The 17641-nt window shown below is 68.4% G+C and carries 17 protein-coding genes; 5 read left to right on the plus strand and 12 right to left on the minus strand.

The features are described 5' to 3' along the window. Positions 1-153 precede the first annotated feature (153 nt). The 3 genes from OG943_RS18860 to polA all read right to left on the minus strand — a co-directional run bounded on the left by OG943_RS18860 (position 154) and on the right by polA (position 4821). Positions 154-714 (minus strand): MarR family winged helix-turn-helix transcriptional regulator, encoded by a 561-nt coding sequence (locus tag OG943_RS18860; protein WP_328611096.1) that lies wholly within the window; start codon positions 712-714, stop codon positions 154-156. 520 nt (positions 715-1234) lie between these two features. Beyond that, on the minus strand, positions 1235-1789 hold the full coding sequence (locus tag OG943_RS18865) for an EF-hand domain-containing protein (protein ID WP_328611097.1): 555 nt from the start codon (positions 1787-1789) through the stop codon (positions 1235-1237). Between the two features lie 269 nt (positions 1790-2058). Then, a complete protein-coding gene (gene polA, locus OG943_RS18870) occupies positions 2059-4821 on the minus strand; it encodes a DNA polymerase I (protein WP_328611098.1) in 2763 nt (920 codons plus the stop codon). A gap of 62 nt (positions 4822-4883) precedes the next feature. Here polA and OG943_RS18875 point away from each other — a divergent pair, with 62 nt between their 5' ends. Next, a complete protein-coding gene (locus OG943_RS18875; RefSeq protein ID WP_328611099.1) occupies positions 4884-5324 on the plus strand; it encodes a PaaI family thioesterase in 441 nt (146 codons plus the stop codon). An 18-nt stretch (positions 5325-5342) separates the two neighbouring features. Here OG943_RS18875 and OG943_RS18880 read toward each other — a convergent pair whose 3' ends face one another. Beyond that, positions 5343-6314: an AsnC family transcriptional regulator gene (locus OG943_RS18880; protein ID WP_328611100.1), complete on the minus strand. Its 972-nt coding sequence runs from the start codon at positions 6312-6314 to the stop codon at positions 5343-5345. A gap of 200 nt (positions 6315-6514) precedes the next feature. Between OG943_RS18880 and OG943_RS18885 the strand changes: the two genes are divergently transcribed. The 4 genes from OG943_RS18885 to OG943_RS18900 are packed head-to-tail and all read left to right on the plus strand — an operon-like array spanning position 6515 to position 10146. Beyond that, the gene (locus tag OG943_RS18885; protein WP_328611101.1) at positions 6515-7351 is read left to right on the plus strand and encodes an LLM class F420-dependent oxidoreductase; all 837 of its coding nucleotides are present in this window, start codon (positions 6515-6517) and stop codon (positions 7349-7351) included. A gap of 22 nt (positions 7352-7373) precedes the next feature. Next, the gene (locus OG943_RS18890; RefSeq protein WP_328611102.1) at positions 7374-8411 is read left to right on the plus strand and encodes an amidohydrolase family protein; all 1038 of its coding nucleotides are present in this window, start codon (positions 7374-7376) and stop codon (positions 8409-8411) included. Next, positions 8398-9003 carry a nitroreductase family protein gene (locus tag OG943_RS18895; protein WP_328611103.1) on the plus strand — a complete coding sequence of 202 codons (606 nt, stop codon included), beginning with the start codon at positions 8398-8400 and terminating at the stop codon, positions 9001-9003. Before OG943_RS18890 ends, OG943_RS18895 begins: the two co-directional genes overlap by 14 nt. Positions 9004-9048: 45 nt before the next feature. Beyond that, positions 9049-10146, plus strand: a complete 1098-nt coding sequence (locus OG943_RS18900; protein ID WP_328611104.1) for an FAD-dependent oxidoreductase — start codon at positions 9049-9051, stop codon at positions 10144-10146. 58 nt (positions 10147-10204) lie between these two features. Here the strand turns inward: OG943_RS18900 and OG943_RS18905 are convergent, their stop codons facing one another. From OG943_RS18905 to OG943_RS18940, 8 genes are all read right to left on the minus strand, one after another. Then, the gene (locus tag OG943_RS18905; protein ID WP_328611105.1) at positions 10205-10918 is read right to left on the minus strand and encodes an ABC transporter ATP-binding protein; all 714 of its coding nucleotides are present in this window, start codon (positions 10916-10918) and stop codon (positions 10205-10207) included. Then, entirely contained in the window at positions 10905-11834 is a 930-nt protein-coding gene (locus tag OG943_RS18910) for an ABC transporter ATP-binding protein (protein WP_328611106.1), read from the minus strand. Before OG943_RS18910 ends, OG943_RS18905 begins: the two co-directional genes overlap by 14 nt. Next, positions 11831-12970: a branched-chain amino acid ABC transporter permease gene (locus OG943_RS18915; RefSeq protein WP_328611107.1), complete on the minus strand. Its 1140-nt coding sequence runs from the start codon at positions 12968-12970 to the stop codon at positions 11831-11833. Before OG943_RS18915 ends, OG943_RS18910 begins: the two co-directional genes overlap by 4 nt. Next, positions 12967-13977, minus strand: coding sequence for a branched-chain amino acid ABC transporter permease (locus OG943_RS18920; RefSeq protein ID WP_328612097.1), 1011 nt, complete (start codon positions 13975-13977; stop codon positions 12967-12969). Before OG943_RS18920 ends, OG943_RS18915 begins: the two co-directional genes overlap by 4 nt. Before the next feature lie 94 nt (positions 13978-14071). Beyond that, complete coding sequence (locus tag OG943_RS18925; RefSeq protein WP_328612098.1) at positions 14072-15250, minus strand: branched-chain amino acid ABC transporter substrate-binding protein; 1179 nt, start codon at positions 15248-15250, stop codon at positions 14072-14074. A gap of 467 nt (positions 15251-15717) precedes the next feature. Next, on the minus strand, positions 15718-16329 hold the full coding sequence (locus tag OG943_RS18930) for an ANTAR domain-containing response regulator (protein WP_091616968.1): 612 nt from the start codon (positions 16327-16329) through the stop codon (positions 15718-15720). A 230-nt stretch (positions 16330-16559) separates the two neighbouring features. Then, positions 16560-16937 carry a PPOX class F420-dependent oxidoreductase gene (locus OG943_RS18935; protein WP_328611108.1) on the minus strand — a complete coding sequence of 126 codons (378 nt, stop codon included), beginning with the start codon at positions 16935-16937 and terminating at the stop codon, positions 16560-16562. Between the two features lie 93 nt (positions 16938-17030). Continuing rightward, entirely contained in the window at positions 17031-17624 is a 594-nt protein-coding gene (locus tag OG943_RS18940) for a dihydrofolate reductase family protein (protein ID WP_328611109.1), read from the minus strand. Positions 17625-17641 lie beyond the last annotated feature (17 nt).

Here is a 17641-nt window from a genome sequence, read left to right on the forward strand (position 1 = left end):
AGCAGCGGCCTCACCCGTTCGGCTCTGTCGCCCGGCCCGTTCGCCGAATTCCTGGACTACGGTTAGGGATTCGTCATGCGACCGGCGTCGGAGGGTGGGCTTCTCGGTGTCCGGCAATGGAGTTCTCGCGGGCCAGTCACGGCATTCGGCCCTTCACCGCCCCCGCATCTCGGCGACGGCCTGGAGTTCCTGGCACAGCACCTCGGCTCCGGCCCCGAAGAACGCGTCGTCGAACTCCCGCGCGATCGCCGCGGCCCGCTCCGCGAGCACTCGCCCGTCCCGGCTGAGCGCGACCCGCACCGACCGCGCGTCGGACTCGTGCGCGGTCCGGCTGAGGAGCCCGCGTTTCTCCAGCAGCCGCAGCACTTTCGACGTCATCATCCGGTCGGCGCCCGCCTGCTCCGCGACCTCCTGCTGAGTGGCGGGCCCGGCCCGGCGCTCGAGCCGGTCCGCCGAGGACAGCAGGAGGAACTGCGTGGGCGTGAGCCCGAGCGGCCGCAACCGGACGTCGAGCTGCGCCCGCCAGGTGAGCGCCGCCTGGTGCAGCCAGAAGCCGGCCGGGGGTGCGGATTCCTTGCTGGGCGGGGGTTTTTCGGGGGTCGGGGGCGGGTCGGAGTTGTTGAGGGGTGGGTCTGGCGCAACGATTTCGGCGGCCGGTGGGGATGGTGTTGGGTGGGCCGCGGACGGATTCGGTGCGGGCGTCTCGGTGGGCACCGGGGGTGGCATGGAGTCGGCTGCGGACAGACGCGGTGCAAGCGCTTCGGTGGGCACCGGCGGTGAAATGGGGTCGGCTGCGGACAGACGCGGTGCGAGCGCTTCGGCGGCCACCGGCGGCCGAGCGGGGGTTGCGGTGTTCGCGGCCACCGGCGGCAAAGCGGGGGTTGCGGTCTTGGCGGCCACCGGGGGTGGAGCGAGGTCGGCCGCGGGCGGATTCGGGGTGGTGGTGTTGGCGGGTGCGGAATCCGTAGTGGGACTGTGGTGATACGGGAGGTTCCTCAGCGCGGTCGTGGCGGATCCTTTCGCGTGGGTGGTGTCCGAGATCTGGTACATCATGTCTGCCGATCGCGCGGGGCTACGGCCGTCCGGGTGAGACGGCCGCGGGCGCGCGGTGGTCGGCGAGCGGCCAGTGGCAGGATGTCTGCCGATCGCGCGGGGCCGCGGCCATCAGGGTGGGGACGCCGCCTCGGTGAGGCCGGCTACGGCCGTCCGGGTGAGACGGCCGCGGGCGCGGTGGTCAGCGGGCGGCCAGTGGCAGGTCGAAGCGGCCGAAGACCCAGGTGCCCGGGGCGCCGGGGTCGTCGCCGGCCCAGAACTCCGTCCAGTGCTCGGTGAATTCGGCGGCCGACAGGTAGCCGTCGCCGTCGCGGTCGAGCATCGGGAAGATTTCGTCGGTGTCGGTGCCGGCGCCGTTCCAGGTTTCGATCAGGCGGCGGTACTCGCTCTGGGAAATGCGGCCGTCGCCGTTCTCGTCGATCGCCTCGAACATCGCGCCGGCGGTGCCGATGACCGCGTCCGGCATGTCCCCCAGCTGCTCCACGACGAGCAGCACCTCGTCGAGGGTCACCTTGTTGTCCCGGTTGATGTCGGAGGCGGCGAGCAGGGTCGTCCACCAGCCCATCATGATCTCCGAAAGCCGCTCCGCCGCGGGCGAGCCGACGTGCGCTCCGCGCGCGGCGACCCACCTTTCGGCGAGGGCGGCGAAATCGGACTCGGTGAGGAATCCGTCCCCGTCGACGTCCATCGCGCCGAACACCGTGGTGATCTTGCGTCTCTGCAGTTCGCTCGCCATCGTTCGTCCCTCCCGGTCCCCCTTGGCCGGGGACCCGCCGGAGAACTCAGCGTTGTCCCGCACCAAGATCACCACTACCGGCAGGTGGGTTCGGCGGCGACACGGACCGGTGATTCGCGTGGTGACTGGATGTGTTCGCAAATTTTCGCCACAATCCGAAGCTATGTGGTGACCCCGGTCGTCCTGCCGGATTACGCAGAAACGCCGGAAGGCTCCCTTACCGTTGCGGGTGAAGAAGCCTTCCGGCGAAATGTGGTGAAGCGCTGGAGTTAGTGAGCGGCCTCGTTCCAGGAACGGCCGTAGCCGATCGAAACCTCCAGGGGCACGGCCAAAGCGTAGGCCGAGCCCATGCCCTCGCGGACCAGCTTCTCGACCTCGGCGCGCTCGCCGTCGGCGATTTCCAGGACCAGTTCGTCGTGCACCTGAAGGAGGACGCGGCTGTGCAGGCCCGCCTTCGCCAGTGCGCGGTGGACGTTCAGCATCGCGACCTTGATGATGTCGGCGGCGCTGCCCTGGATCGGCGCGTTCAGGGCCATCCGCTCGGCCATCTCGCGGCGCTGGCGGTTGTCGCTGTTGAGGTCCGGCAGATAACGGCGGCGGCCGAAGATCGTTTCGGTGTAACCGCTCTTCGCGGCCTCGCCGACAACCGACTGCAGGTAGTCGCGCACCCCGCCGAAACGGGCGAAGTACGCCTCCATCTGCGATTTGGCGTCCTCGGTGGAAATCCGCAGCTGCTGCGAAAGCCCGTACGCCGAGAGCCCGTACGCGAGGCCGTACGACATGGCCTTCACCCGGTAACGCTGCTCCGCCGTGATCTCCTCGGCCGGCACCGAGAACGCCCGCGACGCGACGAACGTGTGCAGGTCCTCCCCGCTGTTGAAGGCCTCGATCAGGCCCTCGTCCTGGGACAGGTGCGCCATGATCCGCATCTCGATCTGGCTGTAGTCCGCGGTCATCAGCTCCGCGTACCCCTCGCCGACCACGAACGCGTCGCGGATGCGACGGCCTTCCTCGGTCCGGACCGGGATGTTCTGCAGGTTCGGCTCGACCGAGGACAGCCGCCCGGTGGCCGCGATGGTCTGCTGCAGCGTGGTGTGGATGCGCCCGTCGTCGGCGACCGACTTGATCAGGCCCTCGACGGTGGTGCGCAGCCGCGTGGCGTCGCGGTGCTCCAGCATGTGCTGCAGGAACGGGTGCTCGGTCTTCTCGAACAGGCTCTGCAGCGCCTCGGCGTCGGTGGTGTAGCCGGTCTTGGTGCGCTTGGTCTTCGGCATGCCCAGCTCGTCGAACAGCACCACCTGCAGCTGCTTGGGCGAGCCGAGGTTGATCTGCTTGCCGATCACCTTGTACGCCTCGTCGGCGGCCTGCGTGACCCGGCTCAGGTAGTGCGCCTCCAGCTCGGTGAGCTGCTCGACGTCGACGGCGATGCCCGCGGCCTCCAGCTCGGTGATCACTTCGAGCAGCGGCAGCTCCAGCTCGGCGAGCAGCTTCGACCCGCCCAGCTCGTCGAGCTCCTTGCCGAGCGCGGCGGCCAGCTCGAAGACCGCGCGGGCCTTGACCAGCTCCTCCTGGATCTCCTTCTGCTCCAGCTCTTCCGCGCCGCCGTCGAGCAGCGACAGCTGGCCGTCGCCCTCGCCCGACTCGGACCGCAGCTCACGGTGCAGGTACCGCAGCGCCAGGTCGTCCAGCTCGAAGGTGCGCTGGCCGGGCCGCACCAGGTACGCAGCGAGCGCGGTGTCCAGCACCAGCCCGGCGAGCGTCCAGCCGCGGGCGCGCACGGCGTGCAGCGGCACCTTCAGGTCGTGGCCGATCTTGCGGACGCCGGCGTCCGCGAGCCACGCGGCGAGCGCGCGGTCGTCGGCCTCGTCCATGGTCGTGACGTCGAGGTACGCGCCCTCGCCGTCCGGCGTCGCGAAGGCGATCGCCCGCAGGTCCGAGCGGACCGACGTGCCGGTCGAGCGGAAGGACAGGGCCACCGGCTCGCCCGCGCCGGCGTGCGCGGTGAGCCACTCGGCCAGCCCGCCGGGCGCGAGCGCGGAGCCGGAGACCTCAAAACCCTCATCGGCCTCGGGCTCGGCGCTGCTCAGCGTGGCGAAGAGCCGGTCGCGCAGCACGCGGAACTCCAGCTCGTCGAACAGCCGGTGCACCGCGTCGCGGTCCCACGGCCGCAGCTCCAGCTCTTCGGGCACCTTGTCCAGCTCCACGTCGCGGACCAGCTCGGTGAGCTGCCGGTTCAGCGTGACCGACGACAGGTGCTCGCGCAGCGAGTCGCCCACCTTGCCCTTGACCTCGTCGATCCGGTCGATCAGGTCGTCGAGCGAGCCGAACTGGCGGATCCACTTGGCCGCCGTCTTCTCCCCCACTCCGGGGATGCCCGGCAGGTTGTCCGACGGGTCGCCGCGCAGCGCCGCGAAGTCCGGGTACTGCCGCGGCGTGAGGCCGTACTTCTCCTCCACCGCCTCGGGGGTGAAGCGGACCAGGTCCGACACGCCGCGCTTCGGGTACAGCACGGTGACGTGCTCGTTCACCAGCTGCAGCGCGTCGCGGTCGCCGGTGCAGATCAGCACGTCGAAGTCCTCGGCGGCGGCCTGCGTGGTGAGCGTGGCGATGATGTCGTCGGCCTCGAAGTTCTCCTTCGTCAGCGACGGGATGCCCAGCACCTCGAGCACCTCCTTGACCAGGTCCACCTGGCCGCGGAACTCGTCCGGCGTGGTGCTGCGGTTGGCCTTGTAGTCGGCGAAGGCCGCCGACCGGAAGGTCTTGCGCGAGAGGTCGAACGCCACCGCCAGGTGGCTCGGCGCCTCGTCGCGCAGCAGGTTGATGAGCATCGAGGTGAACCCGAACACCGCGTTCGTGACCTGCCCGGTCTTGGTCTTGAAGTTCTCCGCGGGCAGGGCGAAGAAGGCACGGTAGGCCATGGAATGACCGTCGATGAGCAGCAGCCGCGGCCGCTCGGCCGTGCTGGTGGCGGCCGTGGCGGCCGTGGTGTCGCCGGTGGCGTTGGCTACGGTTCGGTTCTCACTCGGGCTCACGGGAGCGAGTCTAAGGTGAGGGTCCGACACTCTTACGGGTCGCATAGGTTGAGGAGCAGCGCGTGACCGAGCAGGCCGGCGACATCAAGCTGGGGAACTACGCGGGCATCGACCCCGCGGCCGCCGACCAGCAGCTGAACGACAAGATCGGGCTGAAGCTGGTCGAAGTCACCCCGGAGCGGGTGGTCGCCACGATCCCGGTCGAGGGCAACCTGCAGCCGTACGGGCTGCTGCACGGCGGGGCGAACGCGACGCTGGCCGAGTCGATCGGCTCGACCGTCGCGGCGCTGAACGCGGGCCCGGACCGGGCCGCGATGGGCCTGGAGCTGTCCTGCACGCACCACCGGGCGGTCCGCTCGGGCACCGTCACCGGGGTCGCCACCCCGCTGCACGTCGGCCGCGGCACCATCACCGTCGAGATCGTGCTGACCGACGACGAGGGCAGGCGGACCTGCACCGCCCGGCTGACCTGCGTCGTGCGGGACAAGCCGCCGGGCGCCTGAGCCCGGCGGACCTCGACCTCAGACCGGTGCCGGCGAAGCGTCCGGTGACTCGGACGAGTAGCGCGGAAGGTGCTTGCCGAGGATGTCGGCCAGTTCCTGGGCTTGGCGGACCAGGTCTTCCCGGTAGCCGATGATGTCGTTCCAGTACAGGCAGAGGGTGCCGCGCCGGGTGTCGCCGGTGCGCACCGGCAGGCCCAGCCAGCTGTGGAAGCCTTCGGAGAGAACGAGATCGGCCACGGATCGGAACAGCGGATCGGTTCGGGCGTCGGCCACGAAGACGTGCTGGTGGTGTTTGACGATGTTGGGGAGGACGACCCCCTCGGCCTGGCCTTTGATGCGGATTTCCTCGACGTAGCGGGATGAGAGACCCCGCCAGCGCATCGCGGACGGCCACGGGGACAGCGTCGCGTCGGCGGGCCGGACGTCCCCGGTCGCCACGTGGACCCGGTCGGCGCCCAGCGACGCGGTGGCCACGTCGCAGGCGAGGTCGAGCAGTTCGGCCATACTGCCGGCCTTCGACGCCTGCTGGTCGAACTGCTCGAAGTGGTCCGGCCGGGCAGCGGAGCCGCGGGTGACCGTCTCGACGACGTGCGTCGAGAGTGACTCCTTGATTCCAGGCCCCTGCTCGACGTGGCGGACGTAGAACTCGAGCGCGTCGCTGTCGGATTCGAACGACGCCAGGACGATCAGTTCGTAGGCCCCGGTGGTCAGGTGGACCGCATCCACCTGGGGCATCGACGCCAGGCGGTCGGCGACGACGAACCGCTGGCCCGACTCGACCCGCACCAGGACGATGAGCCGCGACGGAGGCGCTTGGAGGTCCATCGTGGCCACGACCCGCATGCCGTCGCGCTCGATCAGTCGGCGGATCCGCTGGCGCACGGTCTTCTCCGACACCCCGGCCTGGGCGGCGACCTCGAGGTTGGACATGCGCCCGTTCCCGGTCAGCAGTCCGAAGATCTTCTTGTCCAGCGCGTCGAGCTCGCGCACACGAACCTCCTTGACTCGGACGCCGTAGCACCACCAGATCCGGATATCGACCACCGTAGCCGATATTCGGAGTCGGCCCGCACGGGACCTCCACGTTGACTTTCCCTCTCAGGCAGGGTACCTGTGGGGAGTCCGAATATCGTCGCGTTGGGTCGAAATTCGGACCACAGCCGGTGAACCAGGAGAGGACGCAGCAGGGCATGCGATTCGCCTTCAGGACCGCCCCCCAGAACACCACCTGGGCCGAGTTACTGGCCGTCTGGCAGGCGGCCGACGACATCGAGGTGTTCGAATCGGGCTGGACCTTCGACCACTTCTATCCCATCTTCTCCGACAGCCGGGGGCCGTGCCTGGAAGGCTGGACGGTCATGACCGCCCTGGCCCAGGCCACCCGGCGGCTCCGATTCGGCACCCTCGTGACCGGGATCCACCACCGGCATCCCGCCGTCCTCGCCAACATGGCGACGGCCCTCGACATCATTTCCGGAGGCCGGCTGGAGCTGGGGCTGGGAGCCGGCTGGAACGAAGAGGAATCGGCCGCCTACGGCATTCCGCTCGGTACGCCCGCGGAGCGCAGCGACCGGTTCGAGGAGGCCTGCGAGGTGCTCACCAGCCTGATGAGCCAGGAGACGACCACCTTCCAGGGCAAGCACTACCAGCTCACCGACGCCCGCAACGAACCCAAAGGCGTCCAGCGCCCCCACCCGCCCATCTGCATCGGCGGCAACGGAGAGAAGCGCACCCTCCGCACGGCGGCCCGTTTCGCCCAGCACTGGAGCTTTCTCGGCGGGACTCCGCAGGAATTCGCCCGCAAGAGGGACGTCCTCCATGCCCACTGCCACGACCTGGGCCGGGATCCGAGCGAGATCCTCCTGTCGAGCCCCGTGCTCTACGACGGAGACGCGGGAGCCACCGCCGCATCGGCTGCCGCGCTGGGAGAGGAAGGGCTGGGGCTCGCCATCATCCCCCTGAAGCCGCCGTTCGACCCGGCGGTACTCGAGCCGCTCGCCTCCGCCCTTTCCGCGATCGGCCAGTAGGAAACCAGGAGAACCGACACCCATGATCGTCGACGTACACGCCCATTACCTGCCCACTTCGTATCGGCCCATGCTGGAAACGCTGACCGCGACGTCCGGGAGGCCGACCGCGCCCGCGTCGAACCCGACACCGGACGCACGTCGGATATTCGCAGCGATGTCCGATGCACCGGGGATGATCGACCAGCGTATTGCCATGATGGACGATGCCGGAGTGGAACGGCAGATTCTCTCTCCTGGCAGCATGGCACCTTACGCGACAGACTCTCGGCTGGCAGTCGAGGCGGCACATATACTCAACGACAGTTACCGCGAGCTGACCGATTCACGCCCCAGCCGATTCTCCTCCCTCGTTTCCCTGCCCTTGCCACATATCGACGCGTCACTCGAGGAGATGCGGCGCGGGCTGGACGAGCTGGGCATGGTCGGCGTGGCCTTCAGCTGTTCAGTGTTCAACCGCTCCACAGCCGAAGAGGAATTCGAGCCGCTGTACGAGGAGATGAACGCGCGCGGAACGACCCTCTTCTTTCATCCAGCGCAAAACGGCATCTGTTCACCGTTCATCAATGACTACGGCTTCACGGCGGCGGCCGGGGCCTCCCTGGAGGACACCGCCATCGTCCTCCATTTGATCAAGCGGAACATCCCGGCCCGCTACCCGGACATCAAGATCGTCATTCCCCATCTGGGCGGCCTGATCCCCATGCAGCTGGCGCGGCTCGATGGCCAGGCCAGCACGCCGGACCTGCTCAGTCCACCCAGCGTGATGGCTCGCAGCCTCTACTACGACACCGTCGGCTGGGGTTCACAAGCCGCTCTCCGGTGCGCCTGCGAAGCCTTCGGCGCCGACCACCTCGTGCCGGGAAGCGACTTTTCCGCCCTGCTGACGGTCGAGTCCTACCGGCGGACGTTCGAGTACATCAAGGAATCCCGGTTGCCCGACGAGGAAATCGAGAAGATCCTCTACCGCAACGCGTTCACCCTGTTCGACTTCGACAAGGCGCCGCCCCGGATCAGCAGGAAAGACGAAATCGCGGAGGTGGAGCATGGACGCGCTTGAGGCGATCGGGTCGGCCATGACCATGCGGTGGCTGTCCGAAGAGCCAGTGCCGGACGAGCTGATCGAGAAACTGATCTGGGCCGGCACCAGGGCGTCGAGCCCGGAGAACTCTCAACTCTGGGACTTCATCGTGGTCAAGTCGCCAGAACAGCGTGCGCGCCTGCACGAAACCATTGTTCCCGACCTCTCGTCACTCAACCCCGTCCGCGAGAGGCTGGCCGGTGCCGCCGACCCGGTGAAGCGTCGCATGGGAGAGAGTGGCTATCACCTGCTGGCCACTCTGCGAGAGGCTCCGGTCCTCATCTTCGTTTGTGGATCATCGTTGATACCCGGCGATCCAAGGGAGGACCGATACCAATACGCCGCCATTTACGGAGCCGCGCAGAACATGCTCGTAGCCGGACGGGCGCTGGGCCTGGGAGTCGCCCCGACCGGCATCCACAACCTCAACGGCAGGGGCGTCCGGCAGGTGCTCAAGGTGCCGGATCACAAGATCATCGGCGTGACCATGGCGGTGGGGTGGCCGGCCCGTCCGTTCCGCCCGGTCAACCGGAAGCCGATCGCGGACGTAATGCACTTCGATGCCTGGTGAACGATTCCCCGCCATCGTTCGGCGACTTCCGGCAGGAGGACAACGATGGGCCGGGTGATCATCGCCGGTGCGGGAATTGTCGGGTTGAGCACCGCGCTTTCCTTGCGCCGGGCGGGTTTCGCGGTCGCGGTCCGGGAGCGGGCGCCGCGGATCCGGGAGACCGGCGCCGTTCTCGGGGTGTGGCCGCACACGATCCGTGAACTCGAACGACTCGGGCTCGGCGCGCGGCTGGCCGAGATCAAAGCGGAACGGAGTTTCGTACGCTATCGCGATTTCTCCGGCGCCGAGTTCGCCAAGACCGAAATGCCTCCGGCCCGGACGGTGCATCGCCGCAGGCTCAGTGCGTTACTCGCCTCCGCCGTCGGTGCGGACGACCTGCGAACCGGCAAGGAACTCGTCGATTACGCCGAAGACCGTGATGGCGTCACCGTTTACTACGCCGATGGCGACCACGAACGCGCGGACCTGCTCGTCGGTGCCGACGGCCTGAATTCGCGGGTACGCGCGATTCTCGCCCCGGGCACCGAGAGCCGTCACCAGGGCGGGCACCATGTGTGGCGGGCGGTACTGCCCTTCGACGGCGAGATCGGCGATGCCTGCCCCGTGCTCGGGCGCGACCGCACCCGGGGGACGCTCATGCGCCTCGCCGACGGTTCCTGCTGCTGGGTGATCGCCCAGTTCGGCGCCACCACCAGCAGCACCATGAACAGCAAGGAAGAAGCCCTCGCCAGGGTGCCGAACCTGCACGACGGGACCTGGCCGTTCGCGCTGCGCGAGGCCGTCCTGGCCACCCCGGAAGACTCGGTCCTGCACAGCCGGGTCGCCGTGGTGCCCGCCCTTTCCCGCTGGGCCGGCGAGCGGGTCGTGCTCGCCGGAGACGCGGCGCACGCCATGTCCCCGCACATCGGGTCCGGGGCCTCGCTGGGTATCGAGGATGCGCGTGTGCTCGGTGACTGCCTCAGCCGCGCCGATATCGCACCGGCATTGGCCGCGTACCAGGACAACAGGCTCGACCGTTACCGGCAGGTGCGACGGCACGCGGACGCCATGGCCGCGGCGCCGACACCGTTGTCCTATGTGGAACGATTCGCCGAATACCTGAGCTGGCTCCACACCAGCCGAACCAGCCCGGTTGAGCGGTGATCGAGACATAGAGAAAGCCCCCTCGCGCGAGCGAAGGGGCTCTCCGGAAAGACCGTCCTCAGCCGACGCCGAGGTAGGCCTCCTTGATGCTGTTGTCGGCCAGCAGTTCCTTGCCGGTACCGGACTTGGTGATGTGCCCGGTCTCCAGCACGTACGCCCGGTGGGCCCGCGACAGCGCCTGCTGCGCGTTCTGCTCCACCAGGAGCACCGTGGTGCCCTGCTTGTTGATCTCCGTGATGATCCGGAAGATCTGCTGGATGAACTGCGGCGCGAGCCCCATCGACGGCTCGTCCAGCAGCAGCAGCCGCGGCTTCGCCATCAGGGCGCGGCCGATGGCGAGCATCTGCTGCTCGCCGCCGGACATCGTGCCGCCGACCTGGGTCTTGCGCTCCGCGAGCCGCGGGAACAGCTCGAAGACGCGGTCGAAGTCCGGCTGCAGGTTCTTCCGGTCCTTGCGTGCGTAGGCGCCCATGTCGAGGTTCTCGAGCACCGTCATGCCGGGGAAGATCCCCCGGCCCTCGGGCGACTGCGAGATCCCGCGGACCACGCGCAGGTCGCCGCGCAGCCGGGAGATGTCCTCGCCGTCGAAGCGGATCGAACCACCCGAGAGCGGCCGGATGCCGGAGATCGCCCGCATCGTGGTCGACTTCCCGGCCCCGTTGGCGCCGATCAGCGTGACGATCTCGCCCTCGGCGACCGTGATGGACAGCCCGGACACGGCCTGGATCCGGCCATAGTGGACGGACACATCGGACAGCTCAAGCAACGTCATCGTCGGGAACCCCCAGGTAGGCGGCGATCACGGCGGGGTTCTCCCGGATCTCGGCGGGAACCCCTTCCGCGATCTTCTTGCCGAACTCCAGCACCACGATCCGGTCCGTCACGCCCATCACGAGCTTCATGTCGTGTTCGATCAGCAGGACGGTGTAGCCGTCGTCGCGGATCGTCCGGATCAGCCCCATGAGCTCTTCCTTCTCCGCCGGGTTGAACCCGGCGGCCGGCTCGTCGAGGCACAGCAGCTTCGGCTCGGTGGCCAGCGCCCGCGCGATCTCCAGGCGCCGCTGGTAGCCGTAGGGCAGGTTCTTCGCCCGGTCGGCGGCGCGGTCGGCGATGCCGACGAACTCCAGCAGCGCCATCGCCTTCTCGATCCCGGCCTTCTCCTCGCGGTGGTGCCGTGGGGAGCGCACCAGCGCGCCGAGCAGGCTGGTGCGGTGCCGCGCGTCGGTGCCGACGACCACGTTCTCCAGCGCCGTCATCTCGCTGAAGAGCCGGATGTTCTGGAACGTCCGCGCGATGCCGAGCTGCGTGATGGTGTGCCGCGTGGCCTTGCCCAGCGGTTTGTCCTCCAGCAGCACCTGGCCCGAGCTGGGCCGGTAGACGCCGGTCATCGCGTTGAAGCAGGTGGTCTTGCCCGCGCCGTTCGGCCCGATCAGGCCGAGGATCTCGCCGCGCCGGATGTCGAACGACACCGCGTCCAGCGCGACGAGCCCGCCGAAGCGCACCGTCACGTCGTCGACGCGCAGCAGGGTCTGCCCCACCGCGACGTCCATATCACGGTCCGGTGCGACGACCTCGGCGACCTCGGCCTCGTGCTCGGCGAGCTGGCCGGCGCTCATCTGGGCGACCTCGGCCACGAGGCCGCCCTCGGCCGGGACCTCCGGTCCGGTGCCGTTGCCAGGGACGGTCATGCCTTATCTCCCGGGTTGTCCGTGGCCAGCGAGCCGTCGCTGCTGACCTGCTCGCCCTTGCCGAGCAGCCGCTGGTACGCCAGCCTGCCGTAGGTGAGCAGCCGCTGCCGCGCGCCCAGCAGGCCCTGGGGGCGAAAGATCATCAGGACGATCAGCGCCAGGCCGAAGATCAGGTACTTGTACTCCGCGATCGCCTGGAACCGCAGCGGCACGTAGGCCACCACCACGGCGCCCAGCAGTACCCCGACCTTGTTGCCCGCGCCGCCGAGGATCACCGCGGCCAGGAACAGCATCGACGTCACGACGTCGAACTTCTGGTTGTTCACGAAGCCCAGCTGCCCCGCGTACAAGGCCCCGGAGAGGCCACCGACCGCGGCACCGCTGACGAACGCCCAGATCTTGAACTTGAACGTCGGCACGCCCATGATCTCGGCCGCGTCCTCGTCGTCCCGGATCGCGACCCAGGCCCGGCCGACGCGGCTGCGCTCCAGGTTCCCGACCACGAACAGGATGATGATGATGATCGTGACGCACAGCCAGTACCACGGGATGCCGTCGGAGTTGTTGAACAGCGGCGTGCCGTCGGCCTTGGCGCCGGGCGGGTGCCCGACTCCGGAGAACCCGCTGTTGCCGCGCAACGGCTCGATGTTGTCGGCGAGCAGGCGGACGATCTCCCCGAACCCGAGCGTGACGATCGCGAGGTAGTCCCCGCGTAATCGAAGCGTCGGCGTCCCGAGGATCACCCCGAAGATCATCGTGATCACCATCGCGATGGGGAGCACGACCAGGAACGGCAGCTTGGACAGCGACGAGTCGGGACTCGTGAACAGCGCCATCACGTAGGCGCCGATCGCGAAGAACCCGACATAACCGAGGTCCAGCAGGCCCGCCTGGCCCACCACGATGTTGAGCCCGATGGCGACCAGCGCGTAGCGGGCCACCTCGAACATCGCGATCGGGAAGTTGTAGCCGGGCTGCGTGGTCAGGATCGGCGGGTTCAGGATCGGCAGCAGGTAGATCAGCACCACCAGCGGGATGAGGATCGCGCACTGCTGCAGCCGGCTGAGGTTGTTCCACCATTCGCGGACCGGGCGGCGGCTCTTGGCCGGCGCCGGCGCGGGAAGAGTCGTCGTCATACCCGTGCCTTTCCGAGCGACTCACCGAGGATGCCGGTGGGCCGGATCATCAGGACCAGCACCAGCAGCGCGAAGGCGACGACGTCGCGCCAGCCACCGCCGAACAGGGACTGGCCGTAGTTCTCCGCGACACCGAGCAGCAGCCCGCCGAGCAGCGCGCCACGCAGGTTGCCGATACCGCCCAGCACCGCCGCGGTGAACGCCTTGATACCGAGCAGGAATCCGCCCTGGTACCACGCGCCCTGCGGGATCTTCATCATGTAGAACAGCGCCGCCGCGCCGGCCAGCAGACCGCCGATCAGGAACGTCGTGGTGATGACCCGTTCCTTGTTGACGCCCATCAGCGTCGCGGTGTCCGGGTCCTGCGCCACCGCGCGGATGCCGCGGCCGAACTTGGTCTTGTTGACGAAGTAGTTGGCGCCCAGCATCAGCACGACCGAGGCGACCACCGTGATGATCGTGACGTTGGTGACGCTGCCGCCGAAGATCGTGAAGACCTCTTCGTTGCGCATCAGGCGGATGCCCTGCTCGGCGTTGCCGCCGCGCCAGATGAAGATGAGCTGCTGCAGCACGAAGGACGCGCCGATCGCGGTGATCAGGAAGACCAGCTTCGGCGCGCCGCGTTTCCTCAATGGACGGTAGGCGACCCGTTCCAGCACCACCGCGGTGCCGCCCGAGACCGCCATCGACACGATCAGCGCCAGCAGCAGGAACCCGATCAGCTCGAAGACCGGGAGGTCGGGGGTGCTGCCGGGCCGGAAACCGAGGCCGTAGAAGGTGAACCACGTCGCGTAGGCGCCGTAGATGAACACCTCGGAGTGGGCGAAGTTGATCAGCTTCAGCACGCCGTAGACGAGGGTGTAGCCCAGCGCCACGAGCGCGTAGATACTGCCGTAGGCGAGCCCGTCGATCGTGTTGTCCCAGAACTGGTCCAGGAACGACTTCACGTCGAAGGTGATCCAGCTGCCGCCCTGTGCCAGGACGAGCGAGCTCAGCTCATGAGTCATCGACACACTAGTTCTCCATGTGGGTCCGGGGTGCGCGCCGGGCGGGGTCTAGCCGCCGAGCGTGCACCCCGGTAACTGGAACGGAAGCGTTGCGCTACTTGATTTCGGTGTTCCGGACGATCTTCCCGTTCTCGACCTTGTAGGTCCACACGGTGGTCGACGACAGCTCGCCGTGGTCATTCCACTTGAAGTGCTTGGTGATGCCCTGGCCGTCGTAGTTCTTCACGAAGTCGAGCAGGCCCGCGCGGTCCTTCTTGCCGGAGTCGATGCCCTTCAGCAGGATCGTCGCGAGGTCGTAGGCCTCGGGCGAGTAGGTGCCCGGGTCCTTGCCCGCCTCGGCCTTGTACGCGTCGCTGAACTTGGTGAACTGGTCCGCCGGGACGCAGGGGCAGGTGAAGTAGGCGTTCTTGGCGGCGTCACCGGCGCCCTTGACGAACTCGTCGTCCTTCACGCCGTCCGGGCCCACGAACTTCGCGGTGACGCCGGCGTCGTTGAGCTGCTGCGCGAACGGCGCCGCCTCCTGGTAGTACCCGGAGTAGAACACCGCGTCGGGCTTGTCGCTCTTGATCTTGTTGACCACGGCCGAGAAGTCGGTCTGCTTGGTCTTGACCTTGTCCTGGCAGGACAAGGCGCTGCCGAGCGCCTTGATGGTCGAGGCGGCGAGGCCGGTGCCGTAGTCCGAGTCGTCCTGGATGACGCAGACCTTCTTGGCGCCCAGCTCACCGGTCATGAACTTGGCGGCGGCGGGTCCCTGGGTGTTGTCGTTGCCCAGGCCCCGGAAGAAGGTCTTCCAGCCGTTCTCGCTCAGCGTCGGGTTGGTGGCCGACGGGGTCACGGTGACCAGGCCGGCGCTGTTGAAGATGTTGCCCGCGGCCTTGGACTCGCCGGAGAACGGCAGGCCCACGACGCCGATGATGCCCGGCGTGTTGACGATCTGCGTCACGATGCCGGGTGCCTTGTCGGGCGTGCCCTCGGTGTCGAACTGCTCCAGCTTGACCTGGCAGCCCGCGTTGGCCTTGTTGTGCTGGTCCACGGCGAGCTTGGTGCCGTTGAGGATGTTCTGGCCCAGCGCGGCGTTGGCGCCGTTGATGGTGCCCGCGTACGCGATGGAGGTCGGGGCACACTGCGCCTTGCCGTCGCCCGCGGGGTCGGCCGCATCGGCGGCGGCCGACGGGGCCGCGGCCTGCGGCGCCGAGCTGGCGTCACCACCCGAGCTGCTGTTGTCACGCGCCGCGCACGCGCTGAGGGAGATGACCCCGGCGGTGGCCAGCACGATGACCTTCGTGAGTCGTGCTTTCTGCACTCGTTCCTCCAAATGCCAACCAGCCGCCCGGATGAACGGCCTGTCCCTGCGTGGGACCTGACTGGCCGCTGAAAGTAGCCGCCCGGCGGGGCGTTGCACAGAGTCACGCAGAGTCTTGTATCCACATCGTGACGGTCGTCACGAGTATTAACGGACGATTTACACCCGATCGTCTCATTGTGACAATCGGGTGATAACCCTGAGTACTCGGTAACGCCACTGCTGGACCATTGACCACCGGCCTGGTCTAGGTCGGCAGTCTAAAACGCGTCACTCCCCGGATCGGCTGGAACGCACGAACTCCCGGCTCCCACGGTAGCAAACCTGCCCTTTCCTCCCTTTCCACCGGCCCGGCCCGGCCGGCGGCAACCCTGGGTAGGGCAAAAAACGGGCGCGACCCCTCGGTCGCGCCCGTTTCGGTCCTGCTGGTGCGAAGCTCAGCCGATGCTCTCCACCACGGCTTCCGCCACCGCCTTCATGGTGGTGCGGCGGTCCATGGCGGTCCGCTGGATCCAGCGGAAGGCGTCCGGCTCGGTGAGGCCCTGGCGGCTCATCAGCAGGCCCTTCGCCCGGTCGATCACCTTGCGGGTCTCGAGCCGGTCGGTGAGGCCCGCGACCTCGGCCTCGAGCGCCTGCAGCTCGGAGAACCGGCTCACGGCCAGCTCGATGGCCGGCACCAGGTCGCGCTTGGCGAACGGCTTGACCAGGTAGGCCATGGTGCCCGCGTCGCGGGCCCGCTCGACCAGGTCGCGCTGGCTGAACGCGGTGAGGATGACCACGGGCGCGATCCGGTCGCCGGTGATCTTGGAAGCGGCCTCGATGCCGTCGAGCTTGGGCATCTTGACGTCGAGGATGACGAGGTCGGGCTTGAGGTCCGTGGCCAGCGCGATGGCCTGCTCCCCGTCACCGGCCTCGCCGACGACCTCGTAGCCCTCTTCGCGCAGCATTTCGACGAGGTCGAGCCGGATCAGCGCCTCGTCCTCGGCGACGAGCACCCGACGCTGCGGCACGGTGACGGCATCGCTGGCCTCGGTAGCCGGTTCGGTCACCGGGGTCCTCCTGAAGGCTCGGCGGAACGGTGGACACGCGGTAACCCGCGAACCCGAAGCCTACCGGGAACGATCCAGTAACCAAGATGGCGTTCACCACGAAGTGGCGGGCGTGACACCTCCACGACCTCGCGAGCCGGGTTTCGGGGCGTCCAAATAGCACAGTCGCGCCGGATAACACAGGGGCGTCCGAAAACACGGGCCCGATAACACAGGGGCGCGCGAACAGCTCAGCCCGCGCTCTGCCGATCGGGCTCGATGAGGGCGACGACCCGCTCCTGCTCGCGTGAATAAGGAGCGCCGATGTACTTCGCCGAGATCCGGTCGACGACCTCCCAGGCGGCGTCGCCTTCGAGCCACTCGACGACCCGGCCGCGGACGAGCACCGGCTGGAACGGGTTGTCGGCCGGGGTCAGGGAAAGCGCGACCCGCGGGTCGCGCCGGAGGTTGCGGGCCTTGCGCGAGCCCGGGCCGGTGAGGATCGCGACGTGGTCGCCGTGGGTGCCGATCCAGACCGGGACGGAGTGGGGGCCGCCGTCGGGCAGGACGCTGGCGAGGTGGGCGATGGGGGTGCCGTCGAGCACGCGGCGGACGTCGGGGTCGAGCATGGTGGTCAGCTCCTTTGATGACTACTGGGCAGGTAATTCAGGCCTTGTGAGTGTTTATGACGGTTCTAACCGTCATAAACACTCACAAGGCCTTCAGCGCTGGATCTCATAGTGAAGGTGGGTGACGCCCGGGGCGGGCACCGCTTCGACCAGCCGCAGCCGGACGTGCGCGGGCAGCTCCCGGAAGAACGGCCGGCCGGCGCCGAGCAGGATCGGCACCTGGTGCAGCACCAGTTCGTCGACGAGTCCCGCCTTCAGCGCCTCGGTCACGACTCCGCCGCCCATCAGGGCGACGTCCCGGTCGCCGGCGGCCTCGCGCGCCGCCGCGATCGCGTCCTCGATGCCGGTGGTGACCAGGGTCTGCCGCTCGCTCATCCCCGGCACCGGCCGGTGGCTGAGGACGAACAACGGGGCGGTCGGGTGGGGGCTGCCGCCACCGAACCCGTCGGAGTCGTCGTAGGTGGCGCGCCCCGCCACGGTCGCGCCCACCCGTCCGGCGAGGGCGTCGAAGACCCGTGCGCTGGGCTCGCTCAGCTTGAACCCGCCGAACAGCCGGCTGGGCGTGTCGCCGTCGGAGTACCAGTCGAAGAGCGCCGTCCCGTCGCCGAGCCCGCGCCCGGTGCCGGGGTTCCGGCCGGTGATGTACCCGTCGACCGATACCGCGAGGGCGCTGAAGACCTTGCTCATCGCCGTGGTCCTTTCCG

The sequence above is a fragment of the Amycolatopsis sp. NBC_00345 genome (assembly GCF_036116635.1).
Classification (GTDB): domain Bacteria; phylum Actinomycetota; class Actinomycetes; order Mycobacteriales; family Pseudonocardiaceae; genus Amycolatopsis.